This is a genomic window from Mesorhizobium sp. M0854 (genome assembly GCF_040319815.1).
In the GTDB taxonomy this organism is placed as follows: domain Bacteria; phylum Pseudomonadota; class Alphaproteobacteria; order Rhizobiales; family Rhizobiaceae; genus Mesorhizobium.
The window spans coordinates 34,087-53,731 of record NZ_JAMYOL010000009.1 but is presented as its reverse complement, the minus strand read 5'-3'; the positions used below and the strand labels follow the sequence as shown (position 1 = coordinate 53,731).

18 protein-coding genes and 1 tRNA gene are annotated in these 19,645 nt (G+C 60.6%); 4 read left to right on the top strand and 15 right to left on the bottom strand.

Annotated features, from left to right (window positions below):
- Nucleotides 1–62 precede the first annotated feature (62 nt).
- From NKH99_RS16170 to NKH99_RS16125, 10 genes are all read right to left on the bottom strand, one after another.
- Complete coding sequence (locus tag NKH99_RS16170) at nucleotides 63–536, bottom strand: aminoacyl-tRNA deacylase (protein ID WP_352470443.1); 474 nt, start codon at nucleotides 534–536, stop codon at nucleotides 63–65.
- Between the two features lie 144 nt (nucleotides 537–680).
- Nucleotides 681–1,085, bottom strand: coding sequence for a cytochrome C oxidase subunit IV family protein (locus tag NKH99_RS16165; protein ID WP_352470444.1), 405 nt, complete (start codon nucleotides 1,083–1,085; stop codon nucleotides 681–683).
- 10 nt (nucleotides 1,086–1,095) lie between these two features.
- The gene (locus tag NKH99_RS16160) at nucleotides 1,096–1,818 is read right to left on the bottom strand and encodes a heme-copper oxidase subunit III family protein (protein ID WP_023678903.1); all 723 of its coding nucleotides are present in this window, start codon (nucleotides 1,816–1,818) and stop codon (nucleotides 1,096–1,098) included.
- Nucleotides 1,819–1,831: 13 nt separating this feature from the next.
- Nucleotides 1,832–2,536 (bottom strand): cytochrome c oxidase subunit 3, encoded by a 705-nt coding sequence (locus NKH99_RS16155; RefSeq protein WP_352539753.1) that lies wholly within the window; start codon nucleotides 2,534–2,536, stop codon nucleotides 1,832–1,834.
- A complete protein-coding gene (gene ctaD / locus NKH99_RS16150) occupies nucleotides 2,533–4,302 on the bottom strand; it encodes a cytochrome c oxidase subunit I (protein WP_352470447.1) in 1,770 nt (589 codons plus the stop codon). The genes NKH99_RS16155 and ctaD overlap by 4 nt, the downstream gene beginning before the upstream one ends.
- Nucleotides 4,303–4,393: 91 nt before the next feature.
- The gene (gene coxB, locus NKH99_RS16145) at nucleotides 4,394–5,209 is read right to left on the bottom strand and encodes a cytochrome c oxidase subunit II (RefSeq protein ID WP_352500857.1); all 816 of its coding nucleotides are present in this window, start codon (nucleotides 5,207–5,209) and stop codon (nucleotides 4,394–4,396) included.
- Nucleotides 5,210–5,268: 59 nt separating this feature from the next.
- Nucleotides 5,269–5,457, bottom strand: a complete 189-nt coding sequence (locus NKH99_RS16140; protein ID WP_352567649.1) for a hypothetical protein — start codon at nucleotides 5,455–5,457, stop codon at nucleotides 5,269–5,271.
- A 93-nt stretch (nucleotides 5,458–5,550) separates the two neighbouring features.
- Entirely contained in the window at nucleotides 5,551–6,897 is a 1,347-nt protein-coding gene (locus NKH99_RS16135; protein WP_352500855.1) for a PQQ-dependent sugar dehydrogenase, read from the bottom strand.
- Nucleotides 6,897–7,346 carry a DUF2231 domain-containing protein gene (locus tag NKH99_RS16130; protein ID WP_353014698.1) on the bottom strand — a complete coding sequence of 150 codons (450 nt, stop codon included), beginning with the start codon at nucleotides 7,344–7,346 and terminating at the stop codon, nucleotides 6,897–6,899. The genes NKH99_RS16135 and NKH99_RS16130 overlap by 1 nt, the downstream gene beginning before the upstream one ends.
- Nucleotides 7,347–7,477: 131 nt before the next feature.
- The gene (locus NKH99_RS16125; RefSeq protein WP_352451366.1) at nucleotides 7,478–7,834 is read right to left on the bottom strand and encodes an SPW repeat protein; all 357 of its coding nucleotides are present in this window, start codon (nucleotides 7,832–7,834) and stop codon (nucleotides 7,478–7,480) included.
- A gap of 493 nt (nucleotides 7,835–8,327) precedes the next feature.
- On the opposite strand from NKH99_RS16125, the gene NKH99_RS16120 reads away from it, so the two are divergent.
- The 3 genes from NKH99_RS16120 (at nucleotide 8,328) to NKH99_RS16110 (ending at nucleotide 13,553) form a co-directional block, all read left to right on the top strand.
- Nucleotides 8,328–9,422, top strand: a complete 1,095-nt coding sequence (locus NKH99_RS16120; protein WP_352614039.1) for a glycosyltransferase family 4 protein — start codon at nucleotides 8,328–8,330, stop codon at nucleotides 9,420–9,422.
- Nucleotides 9,423–9,659: 237 nt separating this feature from the next.
- Nucleotides 9,660–10,526 (top strand): class I SAM-dependent methyltransferase, encoded by an 867-nt coding sequence (locus tag NKH99_RS16115; RefSeq protein WP_352540670.1) that lies wholly within the window; start codon nucleotides 9,660–9,662, stop codon nucleotides 10,524–10,526.
- A gap of 447 nt (nucleotides 10,527–10,973) precedes the next feature.
- Nucleotides 10,974–13,553 carry a bifunctional diguanylate cyclase/phosphodiesterase gene (locus tag NKH99_RS16110; RefSeq protein ID WP_352473926.1) on the top strand — a complete coding sequence of 860 codons (2,580 nt, stop codon included), beginning with the start codon at nucleotides 10,974–10,976 and terminating at the stop codon, nucleotides 13,551–13,553.
- An 88-nt stretch (nucleotides 13,554–13,641) separates the two neighbouring features.
- Here NKH99_RS16110 and radC read toward each other — a convergent pair whose 3' ends face one another.
- The gene (gene radC / locus NKH99_RS16105) at nucleotides 13,642–14,388 is read right to left on the bottom strand and encodes a RadC family protein (RefSeq protein WP_353014697.1); all 747 of its coding nucleotides are present in this window, start codon (nucleotides 14,386–14,388) and stop codon (nucleotides 13,642–13,644) included.
- Between the two features lie 52 nt (nucleotides 14,389–14,440).
- Complete coding sequence (gene map / locus NKH99_RS16100; RefSeq protein ID WP_352451363.1) at nucleotides 14,441–15,268, bottom strand: type I methionyl aminopeptidase; 828 nt, start codon at nucleotides 15,266–15,268, stop codon at nucleotides 14,441–14,443.
- Between the two features lie 296 nt (nucleotides 15,269–15,564).
- On the opposite strand from map, the gene NKH99_RS16095 reads away from it, so the two are divergent.
- A complete protein-coding gene (locus NKH99_RS16095; RefSeq protein WP_023678889.1) occupies nucleotides 15,565–15,861 on the top strand; it encodes a DUF982 domain-containing protein in 297 nt (98 codons plus the stop codon).
- A gap of 124 nt (nucleotides 15,862–15,985) precedes the next feature.
- On the opposite strand, the gene NKH99_RS16090 is transcribed toward NKH99_RS16095, so the two are convergent.
- The 3 genes from NKH99_RS16090 to phaC all read right to left on the bottom strand — a co-directional run bounded on the left by NKH99_RS16090 (nucleotide 15,986) and on the right by phaC (nucleotide 19,515).
- Nucleotides 15,986–16,060 (bottom strand) — tRNA-Glu (locus NKH99_RS16090).
- Nucleotides 16,061–16,233: 173 nt separating this feature from the next.
- Nucleotides 16,234–17,409 carry a YcbK family protein gene (locus tag NKH99_RS16085; protein ID WP_353014695.1) on the bottom strand — a complete coding sequence of 392 codons (1,176 nt, stop codon included), beginning with the start codon at nucleotides 17,407–17,409 and terminating at the stop codon, nucleotides 16,234–16,236.
- Between the two features lie 270 nt (nucleotides 17,410–17,679).
- On the bottom strand, nucleotides 17,680–19,515 hold the full coding sequence (gene phaC, locus NKH99_RS16080) for a class I poly(R)-hydroxyalkanoic acid synthase (RefSeq protein WP_353014694.1): 1,836 nt from the start codon (nucleotides 19,513–19,515) through the stop codon (nucleotides 17,680–17,682).
- Nucleotides 19,516–19,645 lie beyond the last annotated feature (130 nt).

The window sequence follows — 19,645 nt, the reverse complement described above, 5'->3', positions numbered from 1 at the left end:
TGAAAAAACCAGCCCTGCGCGCACCGGTGAAAGTGCCGGTGCGGGCAGGTGGGGCAGAGCTTTCAATAGGCCGGGTGGCTGAAACGGGCCTGGCGCGCGTCCTTTGTCAGGTCGCGAAAATCTCTGCCGCTCACATGCACCAGCGTCCTATGATCACCGCCCTCGAAATAGATTTCGGGAGCGTCGCCGAGGCTTTCATCGAGGACCACTGGCACATCATAGGCAGCGCCGATCGGTGGCACAGCGCCGACATCGCAATCGCCGAACAACGAGACCACCTCGTCTTCGGAGGCAAGTCCAAGAGGCTTCTCCATGACATCCTGCAATGTCGCGAGTTCTATCCTGTGCGTGCTTGGAACCACGGCGAGCGCGTAGCCACGGTCGTGGTGAACGACCACCGATTTGGCCATTATGCTGCCAGGCACATGTGCCGCAATGGCGGATTGTCTGCTTGTCGCCGTGCGGTGATGCTCGACGGTGTCGTAGGAAATTCCCTTCCTATCGATGAAGTCTTTCAGTCTGGTTGCGATGGTCATCTTGGGCGCCCCTTGCTGGTGTTCGCGACGCATGTGGAAACGCCGGCATCGCCTGTCGTTTCCGATACCAACAGAAATGGACCAGTCGTGGATTGTTTCAAGGCGAAGGCTCCAGGACCGGACGGCCCGGATCCGGATTGCATGTCAGGGCCCAGCCCCGAAAAACGCCATTCGGGTGAGAAGCGTGTAGTCCGCTTCGAAGACCATCATCGTCACGAACACCAGAACCAGCACCGGCGGCAGGATAATTGCATATGCCAGTGCCAGCCGTTCCCAGGCCATGTGCATGAAGATGGCGACGATCAGTCCTGCCTTGAGGATCATGAAGATCAGGATCAGCGACCATCTGAGATAGCCGTGGAGACCGAAATAGTCGACCAGATAGGAGCAGGTGCTGAGGATGAACAACCACGCCCAGACCACCAGATAGAGCTTGATCGGGTGCTCCTGATGAACCTCCGCCGGGGTAACGCCGGTCGTCGTCGCATCATGGGTACGGGCGCTGTCCAGTGCGTGTTGTCCCAGGCCGTTTGCGGTTGCTTCAGCCATGTCCTGCCTCTCACCAAAGATAGAAAAATGCGAAAATGAACACCCAGACCAGGTCGACGAAATGCCAGTAAAGCCCCATGATTTCGACGTTCTCGTAGCGGCCCCTTCGGCTGGTGAAGAAGCCGGGCCGTCCGACATCGTAATCCCCGCGCCAGACCTTTCGCGCCACGATGATCAGGAAGATCACCCCGATCGTCACGTGCGTGCCGTGGAAGCCGGTGATCATGAAAAAGGATGCGCCGAACTGGGCAGCGCCCCAGGGATTGCCCCAAGGCCGCACGCCCTCGGTGATCAGCTTGGTCCATTCGAAGGCCTGCATGCCGACAAAGGTCGCGCCGAGTGCTGCGGTCAAGAGCATCAGCACTGCCGTTTTGCGGCGGTCGCGGCGGTAGCCGAAATTGACCGCCATGGCCATCGTTCCGCTGCTCGAGATCAGCACGAAGGTCATGATGGCGATAAGGATCAGTGGAATGTCGGAGCCACCGATGCGCAGGGCGAAGACCTCGCTCGGATTGGGCCACGGCACACGTGTTGAGATACGCGCGGTCATGTAGGAGAGCAGGAAGCAGCCGAAGATGAACGTGTCGCTGAGCAGGAAGATCCACATCATGGCCTTGCCCCAGGACACGTTTTTGAACGCCCGCTGATCCGAGGACCAGTCGGCGGCGATGCCTTGCCAGCCTGCGGGCCGCGGCTCTGTTCGGCCGATGTGGGCCAGTGTCGTCTCTGCCATCCGCCCGTTCCTCCTAGGTCAGCAACCCTCGGCAAATGTCGATTAAAGTCGAAGCCCAGCCGGCCAGAAGCGCAAAGATGGCGAGCCAGACGAAAAGCAGGAAATGCCAGTACATGGCGCACAGCTCGACACTGAGGCGAAGCCGCTGCGGCTGCGCTCCGTTCCAGGCGCCGACGCTCGTTCTGCCCAGCCCGACCAGTCCTCCCAGTATATGCAGGCCATGCATTCCCGTTAGCAGGTAGAAGAAGCTGTTGGCCGGATTGGATGCCAGAAAATAGCCATCCGCACTCAGTTCCCGCCATGCCACAAGCTGTCCAATCAGGAAGACGAGTGCCGTGAGTCCAGCGGTGGCGAGGCCGAGCCTGACCATGTCCACTTGACCCTTGCGCGCCGCGAGCGAAGCGCACTGTATCGCGATGCTGCTCAAGACCAGTACGCCGGTGTTAAGCCAGAGCAGGGGCGGGATGGGCAGCGGCCGCCAATCCGACAGCGCCATGCGCATGAAGTAAGCACTGGTGAACAGCGCGAACAGGCAGCCGACGACGGCAAGGAAGACGCCGAGACCGATCTTTGCGGTCGGCAGCGCCGATCGGTCCAGAGCGACAAAATCCCCGGTCATACCTTGCTCGAGCCACGGCTTCGTCATTAGCCGCTGATGGGAAAGCCACCACCCGGCAATACCGGCGATCACGAGCAGGAAGACCAGGATTACGCTCATGCCGGCTCCCTGGAGGGCGCGAAGGAGCCCGGAACGTTTTGCGGTATGAAGTCCTCCTTGGCTCCCGGTACGCTGTAGTCATAGGCCCAGCGATAGACGATCGGCAGATCCTTGCCGAAATTGCCGTGGGCGGGCGGTGTTTCGGGCGTCTGCCACTCGAGCGTCGTTGCCCGCCACGGATTGCCGCCAGCCTCACGGCCATGGCGGATGCTCCAGATGAGATTGAACAGAAACACAATCTGAGCAAAACCGACTATAAAAGCCATGATGCTGATAAACGAGTTCAGGTGGTGGGCCGATTCCGTCATGATCGTCATGTCGGTCAATTCGTTGTACCGCCGCGGCACGCCCATCAAGCCGAGATAGTGCATGGGAAAGAAGATCAGATAGGCGCCGAGGAAGGTGACCCAGAAATGGAACCGGCCCAGTGTCTCGTTCAGCATCCGGCCGGTGACCTTCGGATACCAGTGATAGATCGCGCCGAAGATTACGATGATCGGGGCAACCCCCATGACCATATGGAAATGGGCGACGACGAACATCGTGTCCGACAGCGGAACGTCGACGACGACATTGCCAAGAAATAGCCCAGTCAACCCGCCATTGACGAAGGTGACGATGAAGGCCAAGGCAAAAAGCATCGGTATGGTGAGGTGGATGTCGCCGCGCCACAACGTCAGCACCCAATTGTAGACCTTGATGGCTGTTGGGACAGCGATGATCAATGTCGTTGTGGCGAAGAAAAAGCCGAAATAGGGATGCATGCCACTGACATACATGTGGTGCGCCCAGACCACGAAGCTCAGCGCGCCGATGCCGACGATGGCCCAGACCATCATGCGGTAGCCGAAGATGTTCTTGCGCGCATGGGTGCTGATCAGGTCGGATACGATGCCGAAGGCCGGAAGCGCCACGATGTAGACTTCCGGATGGCCGAAGAACCAGAACAGATGCTGGAACAGGATCGGGCTGCCGCCGCCGTGCTGCAACTGTTCGCCCATCTCGACAATCGCCGGCATGAAGAAGCTGGTGCCGAGCGCCCGGTCGAGCAGCATCATCACGCAAGCAACGAACAGCGCCGGGAAGGCGAGCAGCGCCATGACGGTGGCGGTGAAAATACCCCAGACAGTAAGCGGAAGGCGCATCAGCGTCATGCCGCGCGTGCGCCCCTGCAGCACCGTCACGACATAGTTCAAGCCGCCCATGGTAAAGCCGACGATGAACAGGATCAGCGAGACAAGCATCAGGATGATGCCCCAGTCCTGGCCGCCTGGCGTACCGGTCATGATCGCCTGCGGCGGATAGAGCGTCCAGCCGGCACCCGTCGGTCCGCCGGGCGCAAAGAAGCTCGACACCAGGACCAGCACGGCGAGCAGATAGATCCAGTAGCTCAGCATGTTGACATAGGGAAAGACCATGTCGCGAGCACCAACCATCAACGGGATCAGATAGTTGCCGAAGCCGCCCAGGAAGAGTGCCGTGAGCAGGTAGATCACCATGATCATGCCGTGCATGGTGATGAACTGGTAGTAGGCTTCCGGGGTGATGAAGTCGAATGTGCCGGGGAAGCCGAGTTGCAGCCGCATCAGCCAGGATAGCACCAGCGCGACCATGCCGATCGCTGTCGCCGTCGCCGAATACTGGATGGCGATGACCTTGGCGTCCTGCGAGAAAACGTATTTCGTCCACCAGCTGTGCGGATGGTAGAGTTCCATTTCCGCGACTTCGGCCGGCGGTACCGCATCTGCAGGTGTGATATCGACCATAGGAACACCTCCGTGCCCTTCTCGGCCAGCCCGACAGTTCGGACTTGCCGCATTAACTTCAATCCCGACGGCGGGCCGTCGTTCCGGTTTCCTACTCTGCCGAGCCCATCTGCTGGGGCGCGGACAGCTGCGCAAAAGTCTGCTGCTGGCCAAGCCACGCCAGATAGTCTTCCTGAGTATCGACCATGACCACGCCATGCATCATCGGATGTCCCTGGCCGCAGAGTTCGGCACACAGGACCTGGAAGGTTCCGGTCTTGGTCGGAGTGAACCAGAAATAGGTGACCGAGCCCGGGATCATGTCCATCTTGGCGCGGAATTCCGGCACGTAGAAATCGTGCAGCACATCGATCGAGCGGAGCAGCATCTTGACCGGTTTGCCTACCGGGAGGTGCAGGTCGGCCGCTTCCACTACGACATCGTCCTGACCGTTGGCATCGGTGGCGATGACGCCGAGTGGATTTTCAGCGTTGACGTCGCGAGTGTCGGATGTGCCGAGCTTGCCGTCCTTGCCGGGGAGGCGGAAACTCCATTGCCACTGCTGGCCGACGACTTCGACCTCGGTTGCGTCGCTTGGAACGGTAACGAACCGGCTCCAGACGAACAGGCCTGGAACGAGCAAAGCGGTGACACCAACCGCGGTGACGACCGTCAGCCAGGATTCGAGCCGCCTGTTCTCAGGTTCGTATGCCGCCTGATTGCCTTCCCGATGACGGAAGCGGAAGACGCAATAGGCCATGAAAAGAACCACGGCGGCGAAGACGACACCGGTGATCCAGAAAGTTATGATGATGGTGTTGTCGATATAGTCCCAGTTCGAGGCAATCGGCGTCCACCACCATGGGCTCAGGAAGTGGAACAACACCGAGCCCACGACTATCAGAACGAGTACAAGCGCAACGGCCATGCCCCGGTTCCTCCCGGTATTCCAAGCGGCGCAAGCCGTCCCGGGAAATACCAAGTGCATCATAACTTGATTTGCGATGAAAATTCTAGAGCCGGCTGTGGGAAGGGCAAAAATACCATTTCGCGGCGCTGGCGGTCCTTCGGTTCGGCGGTGATCAGCGGCAGGCCCTCATCTATTTCCAGCTCACCCGCCCGATGCGGCCACGCGGCAAACATCGTCAGCGTGGAGTAGCCGGCAATGGCGGGCACGCCGAATGCGCCTAGCAGAACCACCGGAACGGCGATCGTCGGGGATCCCTCCACCTGCTCGACCGACAGCTCGACGAAGGGAGTGGAGCCACTTTATTGGCCGGCAGATGTCACCCGCCAAACTGTGTTGCCGACGTCGTCGGCGATGAGCAGGGCCCCGGTTTTGTCGACAGCCAGGCCGACAGGCCGGCCGCGCGCCTTGTTGTCCTTGTCCAGGAAGTCAGTCACCACGTCGGTAGCGACGCCGCTCGGACGGCCGCCGCTGAATGGTACGAAAACTACCTTGTAGCCATTGAAGCGCGTGCGGTTCCAGCTGCCATGCTCGCCAACGAAGGCGCCGCCGCGATATGCCTCGGGAAGGCTGGTTGCCGCATAGAAGGCCAGCCCCAGAGGGGCGACGTGGGAACTCAGTGCATAATCCGGAACGATCGCTTTTGCGACCAGGTCCGGACGTTGGGGCATGACGCGGGGATCGAGATGCTGGCCGTAATAGCTGTATGGCCATCCGTAGAAGCCGCCATCCTTTACCGAGGTCAGATAATCCGGCACGAGATTGGGGCCGAGCTCGTCGCGTTCATTGATCACTGCCCAGAGCGCCCCGGTCTGCGGCTCCCAGCTCAGGCCGTTTGGATTGCGCAAACCGCTGGCGAAAATGCGCGACCGGCCGGTGGCCCTGTCTACCTGCCAGATGGCGGCGCGGTTCTTCTCCGCCTCGATGCCGTTTTCGGCGACGTTGCTGTTCGAGCCGATGCCGACATAGAGCAGCGAGCCGTCGGGGCTTGCCACCAGGCTCTTCGTCCAATGGTGGTCGATCGGGCCGCCGGGCAGGGCGGTTAGCGGCGTCCCGGGCGCGGTGATCTTTGTGTCACCGGTGTTGTAGGGATAGCGGACGATGGAGTCGGTATTGGCGACGTAGAGATCGCTTCCCACCAGCGCCACGCCAAAGGGGGAGTTCAGGTGGTCGAGGAATACGCTGGTCAGCTCCGGCTTGCCATCGCCATCGGCGTCGCGCAACAGCGTAATGCGGTTGCTTGGGCCGCTGTCGCCGCCCGAGGTGACCCAGGATTCGATCCAGCCCATCACCAAATCCTTGGGCCGTTTGATCGGTTCGCCACCCGGCGCCTTGGACTCGACCACCAGCACGTCGCCATTGGGCAGCACATAAAGCGACCGCGGATGCTGCAAGCCGTGGGCAAAAGCCTGGATCTGCAGCCCCTGCGCGACTGTCGGCTTCTCGTCGCTATTCCATCCGACCACGGAAGCGAGATGCATGGGCGGGAAGAAATATTGGATCGGGTCCGGCAGTTTTGGATTCGGCCCTATCTGACTGCTGGGGTCCGGGTCGTTGCCGCTGCACGCTGCAAGAGTGATCGCCGCAGTGCAAACGAGGACGGACACCGCGATGCGCCTGGTCTGACCGATGGAGCTTGCTATGCGCATCAATCCGCCACTCCGACGTGATGCCGGTACACCATGGACCAGCCCAGCCAACCAGTGAAGATGAGGACGAGCACGACAACCGCCGAGAGGATCAAGCCTGTAGGAACGATGGAGGTCCATGCATCGCGGGTGTGCACGAGCATGTTGATGATGGATAACGCCAGCGCCAGAAGATTGCCGAGCACGTGCGGCCAGGCGGGGGGCTGTGCCCTTATCAGCGGATTGGCCAGGAAATCGATCAGCCCCGCGATCGTTGCTAGGCAGCCCATGATCACGCCGACGGTAACCAGCCAAGCGGAGAAGTCAGCCCACATCATCTCCGCTGTTCGCCAATAGGCTAGATCCGTCAGCAGGGTGCCGACGAAGCAGGCGATCGGAAATGGCACGAGCATCGGATGAATAGGATGTCCCGCAATCCTGGCCGTCGAACGCGGATTGTCACCGACCATAATGCGCCATCCTTCCTATTCTCGTCCAAACAAACGCCGCCTACCCGGCCTCCGGCGGCTGTTGCCGAGAGACCGGCAGACGACCGATAGATCCGTCAGGCCCAAAAAAGGGCGCTGGCTGGCTGCGCCTGTTAGGCGGCGGACTGGGTCGGCGGGTTCTGATACATCATCCAGAGCTCGATCGCCGCCAGCACGGCGACCAGAATGCCGATCACGACATGCACGGTCATCGCCGTGGTCGCCTGGAATCCAAGCACCCAGGGCGATGCGAGAACCCACAGTCCGACGACCAGGTTCACCCACTCTTCCCACACGGCAAATGCTGCGAGGGCGGCAACCGAAAGCACGACAATCAAGATTCCGCTGCCGAGGGCGTTCTGCGTCTGCGGGCCTGCCGCAAAGGTGAAGATCCAGGGGGAGAAGAACAGAATTGCCCCAAGGATCAGGTTGGCTACGTCACAGAGCCTGGCGTTTGTCCACTGGTTCATGGCATCCTCCATAGGGAGCGTTTATGGCTCCCGAGTTCGGCAAGGTGGTGCCTGAGTTCGGCGAGATGCGCCCGAAGCCGCTCACTCCGTGTCACGGTAGTGCCCTGCCCGGCTGGAATTCCGCATCTGGCGGTACTCCAGCCAAATCCGGCTATCTAACTGAATTCCGGGCTTTATGTTCCATTCGGCACCGGCACGCCTGGATCACTTGGTGGTGATCGAGCGATCCAAAGCTGCCTGTCAGGGGGCGGCGGGGCGGCGGCGCGTAGCTCATTCTGTCTTTTTATCGAGCCGGTGAAACATTTCTCATGGATCGCAGTTCTTGGATGCAGAGGAGTTGAATAAGGGCAACCTGATTGCACGGGAGGAGCACGGACGGCACAACTATAAATACGCTCTGCATAGAATACTTCGCAACTGGAAGCTCTCGCTTGTCTTGGTTGCCGCCGAAGCTTGTTTGAAAGACGGCGATCGCCGCCGAAAAGATTTCTAAATGAAAATAGCCCAGATCGCACCGCTAACCGAATCCGTGCCGCCCCGAACCTACGGTGGAACGGAGCGAATTGTTTCGTATCTGACCGAAGAACTTGTCCGACAGGGCCACGAGGTGACGCTGTTCGCCAGCGCCGATTCTCGTACCTCAGCCGAGCTGGTGCGGTGTTGCGACGTCGCGCTGCGCCTGAACCCCAGGGTCCAGGACGGTGGTCCGCACCATGTTATGATGCTTGAACGGGTGCGCCGGCGAGCCGGTGAATTCGACGTTTTGCATTTCCACGTCGATGTTCTGCACTTCCCCATAATTCGGGATTTTGCCAGACGAACGGTTACCACGCTTCACGGCAGGCTCGACCTGCCCGATCTGGCGCAGCTTTATGCGATGTTCGACGACGTTCCCCTGGTCTCGATTTCCTTCGACCAGCGCCGGCCCATGCCGCCCGTCAATTGGGTTGGAACCGTGCATCATGGCCTACCCCGCGATCTTCTGCCATTTCACCCGAACACCTCCGGCTATCTTGCGTTTCTCGGTCGGATCTCGCCTGAAAAGGGGCCGGAAGCGGCCATACAAATAGCAGCGCGGGCCGGGTTTCCCCTGAAGATCGCCGCCAAAATCGACAAGGTGGACCAGTCGTTCTGGAAGGAAAGGGTCGAGCCGCAAGTGCTGCGGCATTCGAACGTGGAGTTCATTGGCGAGATCGATGAGCGGCAAAAGGCGGATTTTCTGGGCAATGCGAAAGCGCTTTTGTTTCCGATCGACTGGCCGGAACCCTTCGGTCTGGTAACGATCGAAGCAATGGCCTGCGGTACGCCGGTGGTTGCGTTCCGGCGTGGCGCCGTCCCGGAGATCATCGATGACGGTGTGTCCGGATGGATCGTGGATACGGTGGAGGAAGCCGTAGGCGCGCTCCGGCGCATAGACAGCCTCGATCGCGCACGAGTGCGGCAGACGTTCGAGAAGCGGTTCACGGTCGAGCGCATGTGCAGCGATTATCTGGCACTCTACCGAGCACTCACGAGCGGCACGGCAGACGCAGTTGCCCCCACAAACGAGCTCTCCAGAAATATCGCGATGGTGGCTGTGCCGGGCTGAGGAACCGACTGATCCACATACAGACCACGACGGCGGAGTCCGGGAGCGCCTGCGGGGTCTTGTCGCCGGGCGCGGCGATCGCGCCAGAAGCCTGTGATCAGCAGCAAGCCTTCCCGGGGCTGATGCTTTCGCGAGCGGCGGCGCACTGCCGCCCGGTCCGGATTGACGCGCGCTACTTTCGCTGCAAAGGTGCTTTAACGACTTGTTTACCATGCGTCGGTCAGGGGTGGGGGGAATTTGGAACGCTTTCTGGGCGCGAACCGCCTTAATTGGGATGATCGGGCCGAACTGCACTCGACCGACACGACGGGCAGCTACCACATCGAGAATGTGCTGGCCGGCGGATCCAATCTCTATGAGCTGGAAACACGCGAGCTCGGCGATATCGCCGGCAAGGATATCGTCCACCTGCAGTGTCACATCGGTCTTGACACGATCAGCCTGAAGAATCTCGGCGCAGGCAGCGTGACCGGGCTCGACTTTTCACCGACGGCGATCGTGGCAGCGCGGGATTTTGCTGCGAAGGCAGGCACCGAAGTGCGCTTCGTGGAAGCGCCACTGTTCGAGGCGGTGGAAGCGCTCGGCCGGACCTTTGATATCGCTTACGTTACCTGGGGTTCGGTAAACTGGCTGGACGACGTGTTCCGTTGGGCGCGGGTGGTTGCCGATCTTCTGCGACCCGGCGGCCGCCTCTACATGGCCGAGGGCCATCCATTGCTGTTTCAGTGCGATCGAAAGGCCGCGGCCCTGGAATTGAAGCACGACTGGCGAACGCCGATAGCTCGGCCGCTCGCCTGGAACGAGGAACTGACCTACACCGGCGATGATCGCATCTTGAAGCATCCTCGCTATTATGAATGGATCCACCCGATCAGTGACGTGGTGAATGCGCTGATTTCAGCTGGTCTGACGCTCGATTTTCTCAATGAGCATGACACGGTTTCGTGGCAGCACTTTTCATTTGCCGTGCGGGCCGGCAAGGATATGTACGGCTTGCCGGAGAACTCTCCCAAGATACCGATGGCTTATTCCATTGGCGCGACGAAGCGCAGCGTCGGCAAGATACCATACCTTGTGTCTCCCAAGGCGATTGAGGGGCACTAGTCCAGGTCAACGCTCCAGAGTACTCGGGTCGGAGCGTCGACTTGTGCAATCGCGCTCGCGCTCCTCGATCTTCCGAGCAAGCCAGGTCTAGCCGGCCTCTCTCTCGGTCCGCTTCCACAGACGAGCGCCTTGAGATGAGCAGATCTCCTCGCGAATGGTCGACAGACGCTGGATCGCCGGCGCCAGCGCATCTCAATCAGTGGGACCATGGCAGTGGAAGTCGGCAGCTGGCTCCAACCGCTCGGGCCTGCAACATCAGCAACGGTCGGAAGTGCAAAAGCTCTAAGGAGCGTGAAGGTCAAATTAAACATTGAAAGCTAATGTTCCTCATCGGGTCGACCCGAAAACCTGAAATGGCACTTGAGGAATCGCCTATTGGCTTTTTTCCGCGCTAGGTTCGGCGGCATCAAGGAGGTCGTCTTTTCGTCGGCAAATATTCCGGCGGCGATCGCGCTTGTCGTCATACTTATCAGCGCTGCGTTCGCGGAGCACCAGAACAAAATCGTCTCGGACCAGGCCGTCCGTGCGGACGTGCTGACCAAGGTCAACCTCATCCGCGCCAAGCTCGAAGGCAATATCAACGGAAACCTTCAACTCGTGCGTGGATTGGTCGCCGCGGTCGTGACCGAGCCCTATATGGGTCAGCAACGCTTCGCCTCGCTCGCGAGCAATCTGTTTGGCGCCGACTCGCAATTGAACAATATTGCCGGCGCGCCCGATCTGGTCGTTTCCCTGATGTACCCGATGGAGGGTAACGAGCAGGCGATGGGCCTGGATTACCGCAAGAACGAGCGACAGCGTGCGGCTGCGCTAAGGGCGCGAGACGAACGCAAGCTGGTGCTTGCCGGTCCCGTCGAGCTGAAGCAGGGAGGACAAGGCTTCATCGGCCGCTTTCCGGTTTTCGTGCGGAGCGCGGGCAATACGGAAAGATTCTGGGGCATCATTTCCGCCGTTGTCGACGTGCAGCGTCTTTATCGGGCGAGCGGGCTGCTTGACGACGATCTCGGGATTGACATAGCGCTGATCGGCAGGGACGCTCTCGGCCAAAATGGAGACCAATTCTACGGTAATGAGCGGATCAGCAAAAGCGATCCGGTGACAGCCGACGTTGTGCTCCCGTCCGGTTCGTGGCAAATCGCGGCCATTCCCAAAAATGGCTGGCCTTCGACGCCAAGCAACGCATGGTTGTTGCGCGCTATCATGGCGACGGCCGGAGCCTTGGTTGTGTTCCCTTTCCTGGTCACAGGCCGCCTGATTGGCGAAAGACAGCGCAATTATGCGGAATTGCGTCGATTGTCACGACGCTTGGAACTCGCCCTGGAAGCGTCGGCTATTGGGGTTTGGGAACACGATCTAGCGACCAACGAGCTTACGTGGGATGATCGCGTCAACGAAATATATGGCAAACCAACCGGCGAGCACCGGGGCTATCCAGACTGGGCGGGAGCAATACACCCAGATGATTTGGCTGGCGCCAACGCGGACTTCGACAGGGCGGTGGCCAGCGGACGACCATATTTGTCGGAGTACCGGATTGTGCGTCAGGATGGCGAGATCCGTCATGTCCGGTCCAAGGCGATCGTTTACCGGGTCGCAAACGACACCCCAAAAATGATCGGCGCGGAATGGGACGTGACTTCCGACGTCCTGCTGAACAAGGATCTGGTTCGTGCAAAACAGCTGTCCGAGTCGAAAAATGCAGAACTCGAGTCAGCCAAAGCGCGCATAGAGCACATCGCGCTTCATGATTCGCTGACCGGCTTGCCCAACCGGCGTTACCTCGACCAGGTACTGGAACATTACGCGGCAAACGCCAGGCGCTCAGGCGGGCACGCGGCACTGCTTCACATAGATCTGGATCGGTTCAAGCACATCAACGATACGCTGGGCCACGCCGCCGGTGACGCGATGTTGGTTCACGCGTCAACCGTGCTCAGGTCGAAGGTCGGCGACGAGGGATTCGTCGCCCGTATCGGGGGAGACGAATTCATCGTTCTGTGCGTGGTGCGCGACGATACCAAGCAGCTGGCGCTGCTCGCCGACCGCGTCATCAGCCAGATGCGCGAACCGGTCTACTATCAGGGTCATCGATGCCGTTTTGGTGTCAGCGTGGGAATCGCTGTCGACAACGGAAAAGATGTCGAAGCCAAACACCTGCTGGTGAACGCCGATATCGCGCTTTACCGAGCAAAGGGGCGGGGGCGCAATCGATACGAATTCTTCACAGACGCGATGCAAAGCGAAATCGTCGATACCAAGCGGATTGCCGACGAAATTCTCGGCGGCCTCGAGCGCAACGAGTTCATCCCGTTCTACCAGCCCCAATTTGACGCAAAGACGCTCGAAATCGTTGGGGTTGAGGCGCTGGCGAGGTGGAAACATCCAATAAAGGGTATTTTGGCGCCCGACGTCTTCCTGAGGATTGCAGAAGAACTGAACGTTGTCTCGATCATCGACCAAGCCATATTGAAGCAATCGCTTTCGGATTTCGAAGCGTGGTCCGCTGCAAAACTTCACATTCCGCGGGTGTCGGTCAATGTCTCGGCCAGGCGCCTTCAGGATGAGGAGCTCATCAAGAGCCTGCGAGAGCAAAATATCAAGAAGGGAACAGTTTCGTTTGAGCTTGTTGAGTCGATTTTCCTGGACGAGAACGACGACCTTGTCACGTGGAACATCGAGCAGATAAAAGAACTGGGGATTGACATCGAAATAGACGATTTTGGTACCGGTTACGCTTCGATGGTCAGTTTGCTGAAGTTGCAGCCGCGCCGGCTGAAGATAGATCGGCAGCTGGTCACCCCAATCGTCAAATCGCCGCAGAGAAGGCAGGTTGTCTCGTCGATCATTGAAATCGGCAAGTCGCTGGGTATCGAGGTCGTGGCGGAAGGCGTCGAGACGATGCAGCATGCACGGCTACTCAAGGGCCTGGGCTGCGACATATTGCAGGGTTATGCCTTCGGCCACGCGTTCGATTCCGAGGGACTTAAGACCTTTGTCCGATCGCGACGCCTGCGCACGGCCAGCTGAGCCTCGGCGCCAGAATTTATCGAGCCGACCGCCTTCACGTTGCGGTACATAGGCGCACAGCGGACAAAGCTGAAGACAACGCCAAACCTCAGATCAGCAGCAGGCCCTTCATGCTGGAGTGGCCTTTCCTGCCGATGATGATGTGGTCGTGAACGGCAATGCCAAGCGGTTTGGCCGTCTCGATGATCAGCTTGGTCATCTCGATGTCGGCGCGCGACGGCGTCGGGTCTCCCGACGGATGGTTATGCGCCAGAATGATCGCCGTGGCGGAGAGCTCCAAGGCGCGCCTGACCACCTCGCGCGGATAGACCGGTGTGTGGTCGACGGTGCCGACCTGCTGGACTTCGTCTGCGATCAGCGCGTTTTTCTTGTCGAGGAACAGGATGCGGAACTGCTCGCGCTCCTCGAAGGCCATCACCGACCGGCAGTATTCGAGAACCTGCGTCCACGTCGACAACAGCTCGCGGCCGGCGATCTCGCCGCGCGCCATGCGCTGCGCCGTTGCCGCAACCACCTTGAGGTCGAGCGCCACCGCCGGGCCGATGCCCTTCACCTCCTGCAGGCGCTCGACGGACGCACCGAGGACCTCGGCCAATGTACCGAAGCGTGCCAGCAATGCCTTGGCGACCGGCTTGGTGTCGGCGCGCGGGATCAGCCGGAACAAAAGAAGCTCGAGCAGTTCGTAGTCGGGGAGGGTGTTGGCACCGGCGGCGAAGCGCTCGCGCAGGCGGTCGCGATGGCCGAGATAATGCGGCTTGTCGGCGGCCACCGCCTTCGCGGGCGATCGCACTGGCCTTTCGGGAAAGAAGGCCCGCTCGTCGTCGTTGCCGTTCATGGCTGCCCCACCCAGCATTTGCCGGGCAAGGTAACGCCCGATCTGCCAGACACTAGGCCCGCAGGCCGGGGCGGTCGAGGTTTTTTGGCGACAGCGTGAAGATCTCGCAGCCGGTCTCGGTGACGCCGATCGTGTGCTCGTACTGCGCCGACAGCGAACGGTCGCGCGTCACCGCGGTCCAGCCGTCCGACAGCACTTTCACATGCGGCCGGCCGAGATTGATCATCGGCTCGACGGTGAAGATCATGCCCGGCCGCATCTCGACGCCTTCGCTGGCGCTGCCGTAATGCAGGATATTCGGCGCGTCATGAAACAGCCGGCCAACCCCGTGGCCGCAGAAATCGCGCACCACCGAGCAACGCTCGGCTTCGGCATAGGTCTGGATGGCGGCGCCGATGGCGCCGGTTCGGGCGCCCGGCTTGATTGCCGCGATGCCGCGCATCAGGCACTCATACGTGACTTCGAGCAGCCGCTCCGCGGCACGCTTGATCGTGCCCACCGGATACATGCGCGAGGAGTCGCCATGCCAGCCGTCGAGGATATAGGTGACGTCGATATTGACGATGTCGCCATCCTTCAACGGCTTGTTGTCGGGTATGCCGTGACAGACGACGTGGTTGATCGAGGTGCAGGATGATTTCGTATAGCCACGGTAGTTGAGCGTCGCCGGAAGCGCGCCATGGTCCATCCCGAACTCGAAGACGAAGCGATCAATCGCTTCGGTGGTGACGCCGGGCGCCACAATCGGTACCAGTTCGTCGAGGCAGCGCGCGGTGAGATCGCAAGCCTTGCGCATGCCGACAAAACCTTCCTCGTCGTAAAGACGGATCTGGCCGGTGTTTCTGAGCGGTGCCGTGGCGGCGTCGAGATAGGTGACCATTTTATCCGTCTTGCAGGGATGCGGGGCTGGATGAGCCTCCGCGAGAGAAACCTTCCCAGATTTGGCACTGGAAAGCGCAAGGTTCAAGGACGAACTGCCGGCGACCGCCGAAGACCGGCGATATTCACGCCTGGGGGCATTCTCTTTGCCTCTAACGGCCCATGCTTCGCTAGGTTCATTGACCACCGTAGTGACGACACATTTCTAGGTGAGAAGCGGCCCAAGCATTAAGCCGCCACGGCAATTTTTTGCGACGAACGGCGTTGCTGCGGGGGTATCAGTTCGGGAGAGATCGAATGGACAGACTGCAATTCGAGGTGCCGGTGCGGATCGCGCCTGTGCCCGGCCAGCCGGTCGAGGAAATCTACAGTGTCGAGCAGGCGCTCGATTTCCTGCAAACGTGGCCGGTTCGCCGGAAGGGACCAACCTACCAGGCCGCGTTCAATGCCTGTTTTGGCGCCACCGTGGACATCGTCGAGACCGAAGACGCATGGCGGGCCTTCATGGCCTTTTGCCGGGTGAGCGGCCTGCTTGCCAGGGACATGATGGTTCCGCGCAAGCGCGGCGGCGAGGCGAGGGGACTGCGGGCGTAGGGAGCCTTCGACGTAGTCCTCAGTCGTCTTCGTCTCTTCTTGCCGACATCCCTATCAGAGTGGCGGGCCCAGCAGAGCTGGCGCAGCATCACGCTGGCGATAGACATATGCCAAGTTGAAATGCTGGTACGCCCAAGGGGAATCGAACCCCTGTTACCGCCGTGAAAGGGCGGTGTCCTGACCGCTAGACGATGGGCGCGCTCAGATGTGAGCGCTTATAGTTGCGTCGCGACAAACCGGCAACCCGTCCGCCGCCGGCTGCGACAACTTTTTTCCTTTGGCTCCAAACCGCGTCTTTCCGACAGCCAAGCTGGTTTTGCGGCATGATGCAACGTCGCCGACGGAACTTCGCAGTGCCCGAAGAACCTCGCCCTAGCCGCGCCTGCGGCAGCGCCAGTTCCAGTCGCGCTCGGGGCCGACATCGACATGGACGGATTCGGTGTGGCAGTAGGTGCCGACGCCGCCGCGGCCCGGCATGGTGCGGATGTAGCTCGCCAGTTCCCACTTCGAGACGCCGGGGACCTGGATGTCGGCGGCAGCGCAGTACATGTGCAGCGAATTCTTGGCGCCGTTGGCGCGGCGGTTGCGGGCCGGATCGCGATAGCCGGAGGTGACCGTCATCTTGCGGCCGTAGTGGCCTTCGATCGTCTTCAGCACGCGAACCAGCGACGGCTTCAAGCAGGCGACATCGACGCTTTCGTTCTGTTTCAGGAGGCCGTTGGGCGCCAGCCGGGCAAGGCCGGCGGCGGAGGCGACCTGGTAGGCGCCACCCGAACCTTCGTCTTCGTTGAGATCGACGTCACTCTCATCGTCGAGGCCGGATTTGCGCTTGATCTCGAACAGCGCCGTCTGTCGCACGCCGGGCAGCGCATCGGCCGTGAAGTGGCTGGTATCGCCCGTCGACACCAGCTGCACCGGCTTTTCAGCCGGATCGGCCGAAGCCAGGGTGACGGTGGGTTTTGCCGCAGGCGTCGCCTTGGCCTGCATGACCGTTGGCTGCCCGCCCGATCTGCTGTTGGCCGGCGAAGAAGGTGCCGCCGAAGCAGGCGTGGCGCTGAACAGTGAGGCCAGGAAGTTTTTCTTCGGTGCGTAGGCCTGTGGCTGCGGCATCTCGCCGGCGGTCACATAGACCGGGTTGTTCATCGCCGGCTCGGCGGCCTTGGCGTCGGGCTTCGATGCATCAGCACTGTTCTGCGCCACGGCCTGTTCAGCCGTCTGGGCGTTTGGTTGCAGCGGTTGCGGCGTGTGTCCCGCGATCGTCTCGGCTGCCGTGGGAACGGCGATCGGGAAGCCGGCGTCGAGCTTGGCCCCTGGCTTGGCCACCGGCACATAGGCGACCTGCTCGGGAAGGTTGGCGTCGCCGTCGGCATTCATCGTCATTTGTGTGCTTGTCATCTGCGACGATGATGCGGCCGTGCTGGCCTGGGGCGCACCGGCGGCCGTGCTGATTTCGGTAGCCGAGGTATTGTAGCCTGGCATGCCGACCGACATGGTCGGGTCGCCGGCCGAGGTGCAGGACGCCAGGAGCACCGAGAAAAGCGCCGCCACAATGGCGCGGCTTTCTCCCTTCGCGAGGCGCGATCCTGCTGATCTCAAAACAAAATTCCCCCTCGATATCCGACCGGTTCGTCATTGGCGCGGCGTCGAAACGTCTCGTCGAAATGACCCTTGTTCCCCGAACCGGAAACAAGACCTGTGTCAAATCTGCAAGCCTCAAAGTAATTTGGCGGCTAGAGGATGAATCAAGGCTGCTCAGGGTTGACGGCACCATTTCGCCCGCTTTTGGCGGCGCGTCAACTCACCACACATTACAGATGGTTACACGCGCACCTTGACATAGGTGCCGGGGGCTTCGCCTAGAACTTGCATATGCTCGCCCGGTTTGCGGGCCGGTACGCGGGTATTGTCCTTGGCTTCGATCCAGCGTTGCCAGTGCGGCCACCAGGAACCGGGATGGTCGGTGGCCCCGGCGAGCCACTGGTCGAAGTCGCCGGCCGGCTTGCCGCCGGTCCAGTAGTGATATTTCTGCGCCGCCGGCGGATTGACGACCCCGGCGATGTGGCCGGAGCCGGCCATGACGTAATCGACCTCGCCGCCGAAATATTTCGAGCCGAGGAAGACCGAAAGCGCCGGCGCGATATGGTCCTCCTTAGAGGCGAGGTTGTAGACCGGAATGGTAACGTCCTTCAGCGAAACCGTGCGGCCCGCCAGTTCCATCATGCCTTGCGAAAGCCTGTTCTCGAGATAGCAATTGCGCAAATAGAACGAATGGTTGGCAGCGCCCATGCGGGTCGAATCGGCATTCCAGTACAGCAGGTCGAAAGGCAGGGGATCCTTGCCGCGCATGTAGTTGTTGACGACATAGGGCCAGATCAGGTCGCCCGAGCGCAGCATGTTGAAGGCGGTCGCCATCTTGGTGCCGTCGAGATAGCCTTTCTCGTTCATCGCCTTTTCGACGGCCGCGACCTGCTCCTCGTCGACGAACACTTTTAGATCGCCGGCATAGGTGAAATCGACCTGGGTGGTGAAGAAGGTCGCCGATTTGATGCGGTGGTCGCCTTCCTGCGCCATCAAGGCCAGCGCTGCCGCCAACAGCGTGCCGCCGACGCAATAGCCGATGGCGTTGACTTGCCTTTCGCCGGTGGCCTTCTCGATCGTGTCGAGGCCGTATTGCAGGCCCTCCCTGATATAGGCCTCCCAGCTCTTGGCGCCGTGCCGCTCGTCCGGGTTGATCCAGGAGATGACGAAGACGGTGTGGCCTTGCTCGACCGCCCAGCGAATGAAGGATTTTTGCGGGTTGAGGTCGAGGATGTAGTATTTGTTGATCCATGGCGGGCAGATCAGCAGCGGCCGCTTGAGCACGGTGTCGGTAGTCGGTTCGTATTGCAGGATTTCGGCGACGTCGCTGCGGCCGACCACCTTGCCGGGAGTGGTGGCGAGATTCTTACCGATCTGGAAAAGCGAATAATCGGCCTGCCGCAGCTTCAGGTCGCCCTTGCCGGCGGCAATGTCCTCGGCCAGCATCTTCATGCCGCGCACCAGGTTTTCGCCGTTGGAGGCGACAGTCTCGCGAAACAATTCCGGATTGGTCAGGATGAAATTCGACGGCGAGATGGCATTGGACACCTGCTTGACATAAAAGCCGGCCTTGTGGCGGGTGTGCTCGTCCAGGCCATCGGCGTGCTCGACCAGTTCGGCCGCCCAGCGCGAGGTGACCAGATACGCCTGTTTGAGGAAATCGAAGAAGGCGTTGCGGCCCCATTCCGGGTCCTGGAAACGCTTATCACCGCGCTCGGGCTTGACCGTGTCCTCGGCGTCCTCGGCGCCGGCGCCGATGCGCTGGACGGCGTTGGCCCAGACGGTCATGTAGCCGGAAAACAGCCGCGTTTGCGCCTCCAGCGCGCGCTGCGGGTCGGAGAGCCAGTACTCGGTGAGCTTGGAGAACGTCTTCACCATGTCGACGACCGGCTCGGCGACGTGATCGCGCACCTCGCCCTTTTCCCGCGGCTCGGCCCATGCCGAGGCGGCCTTGCCGGCCTGCTCGATCATGCGAGCCATGTTCAGAGCGAAGCGTTCCGGGTCCTTCACCAGATATTGCTCGACGGTCGAAGGTTGGTCATCTTCCGCTTTGCCCGAATCGGGTGTTTTGGACATGGTTCGCGGGGTTCCTCCCGAAGCGTTTTGTTGACATATTACCATGGGATATCGAACAGGGTCCAATGTGCTCTAACCCGGCCGCCAGGAAAACAATATGACGATTAATATTGGCAAGGACGTTTTTTCC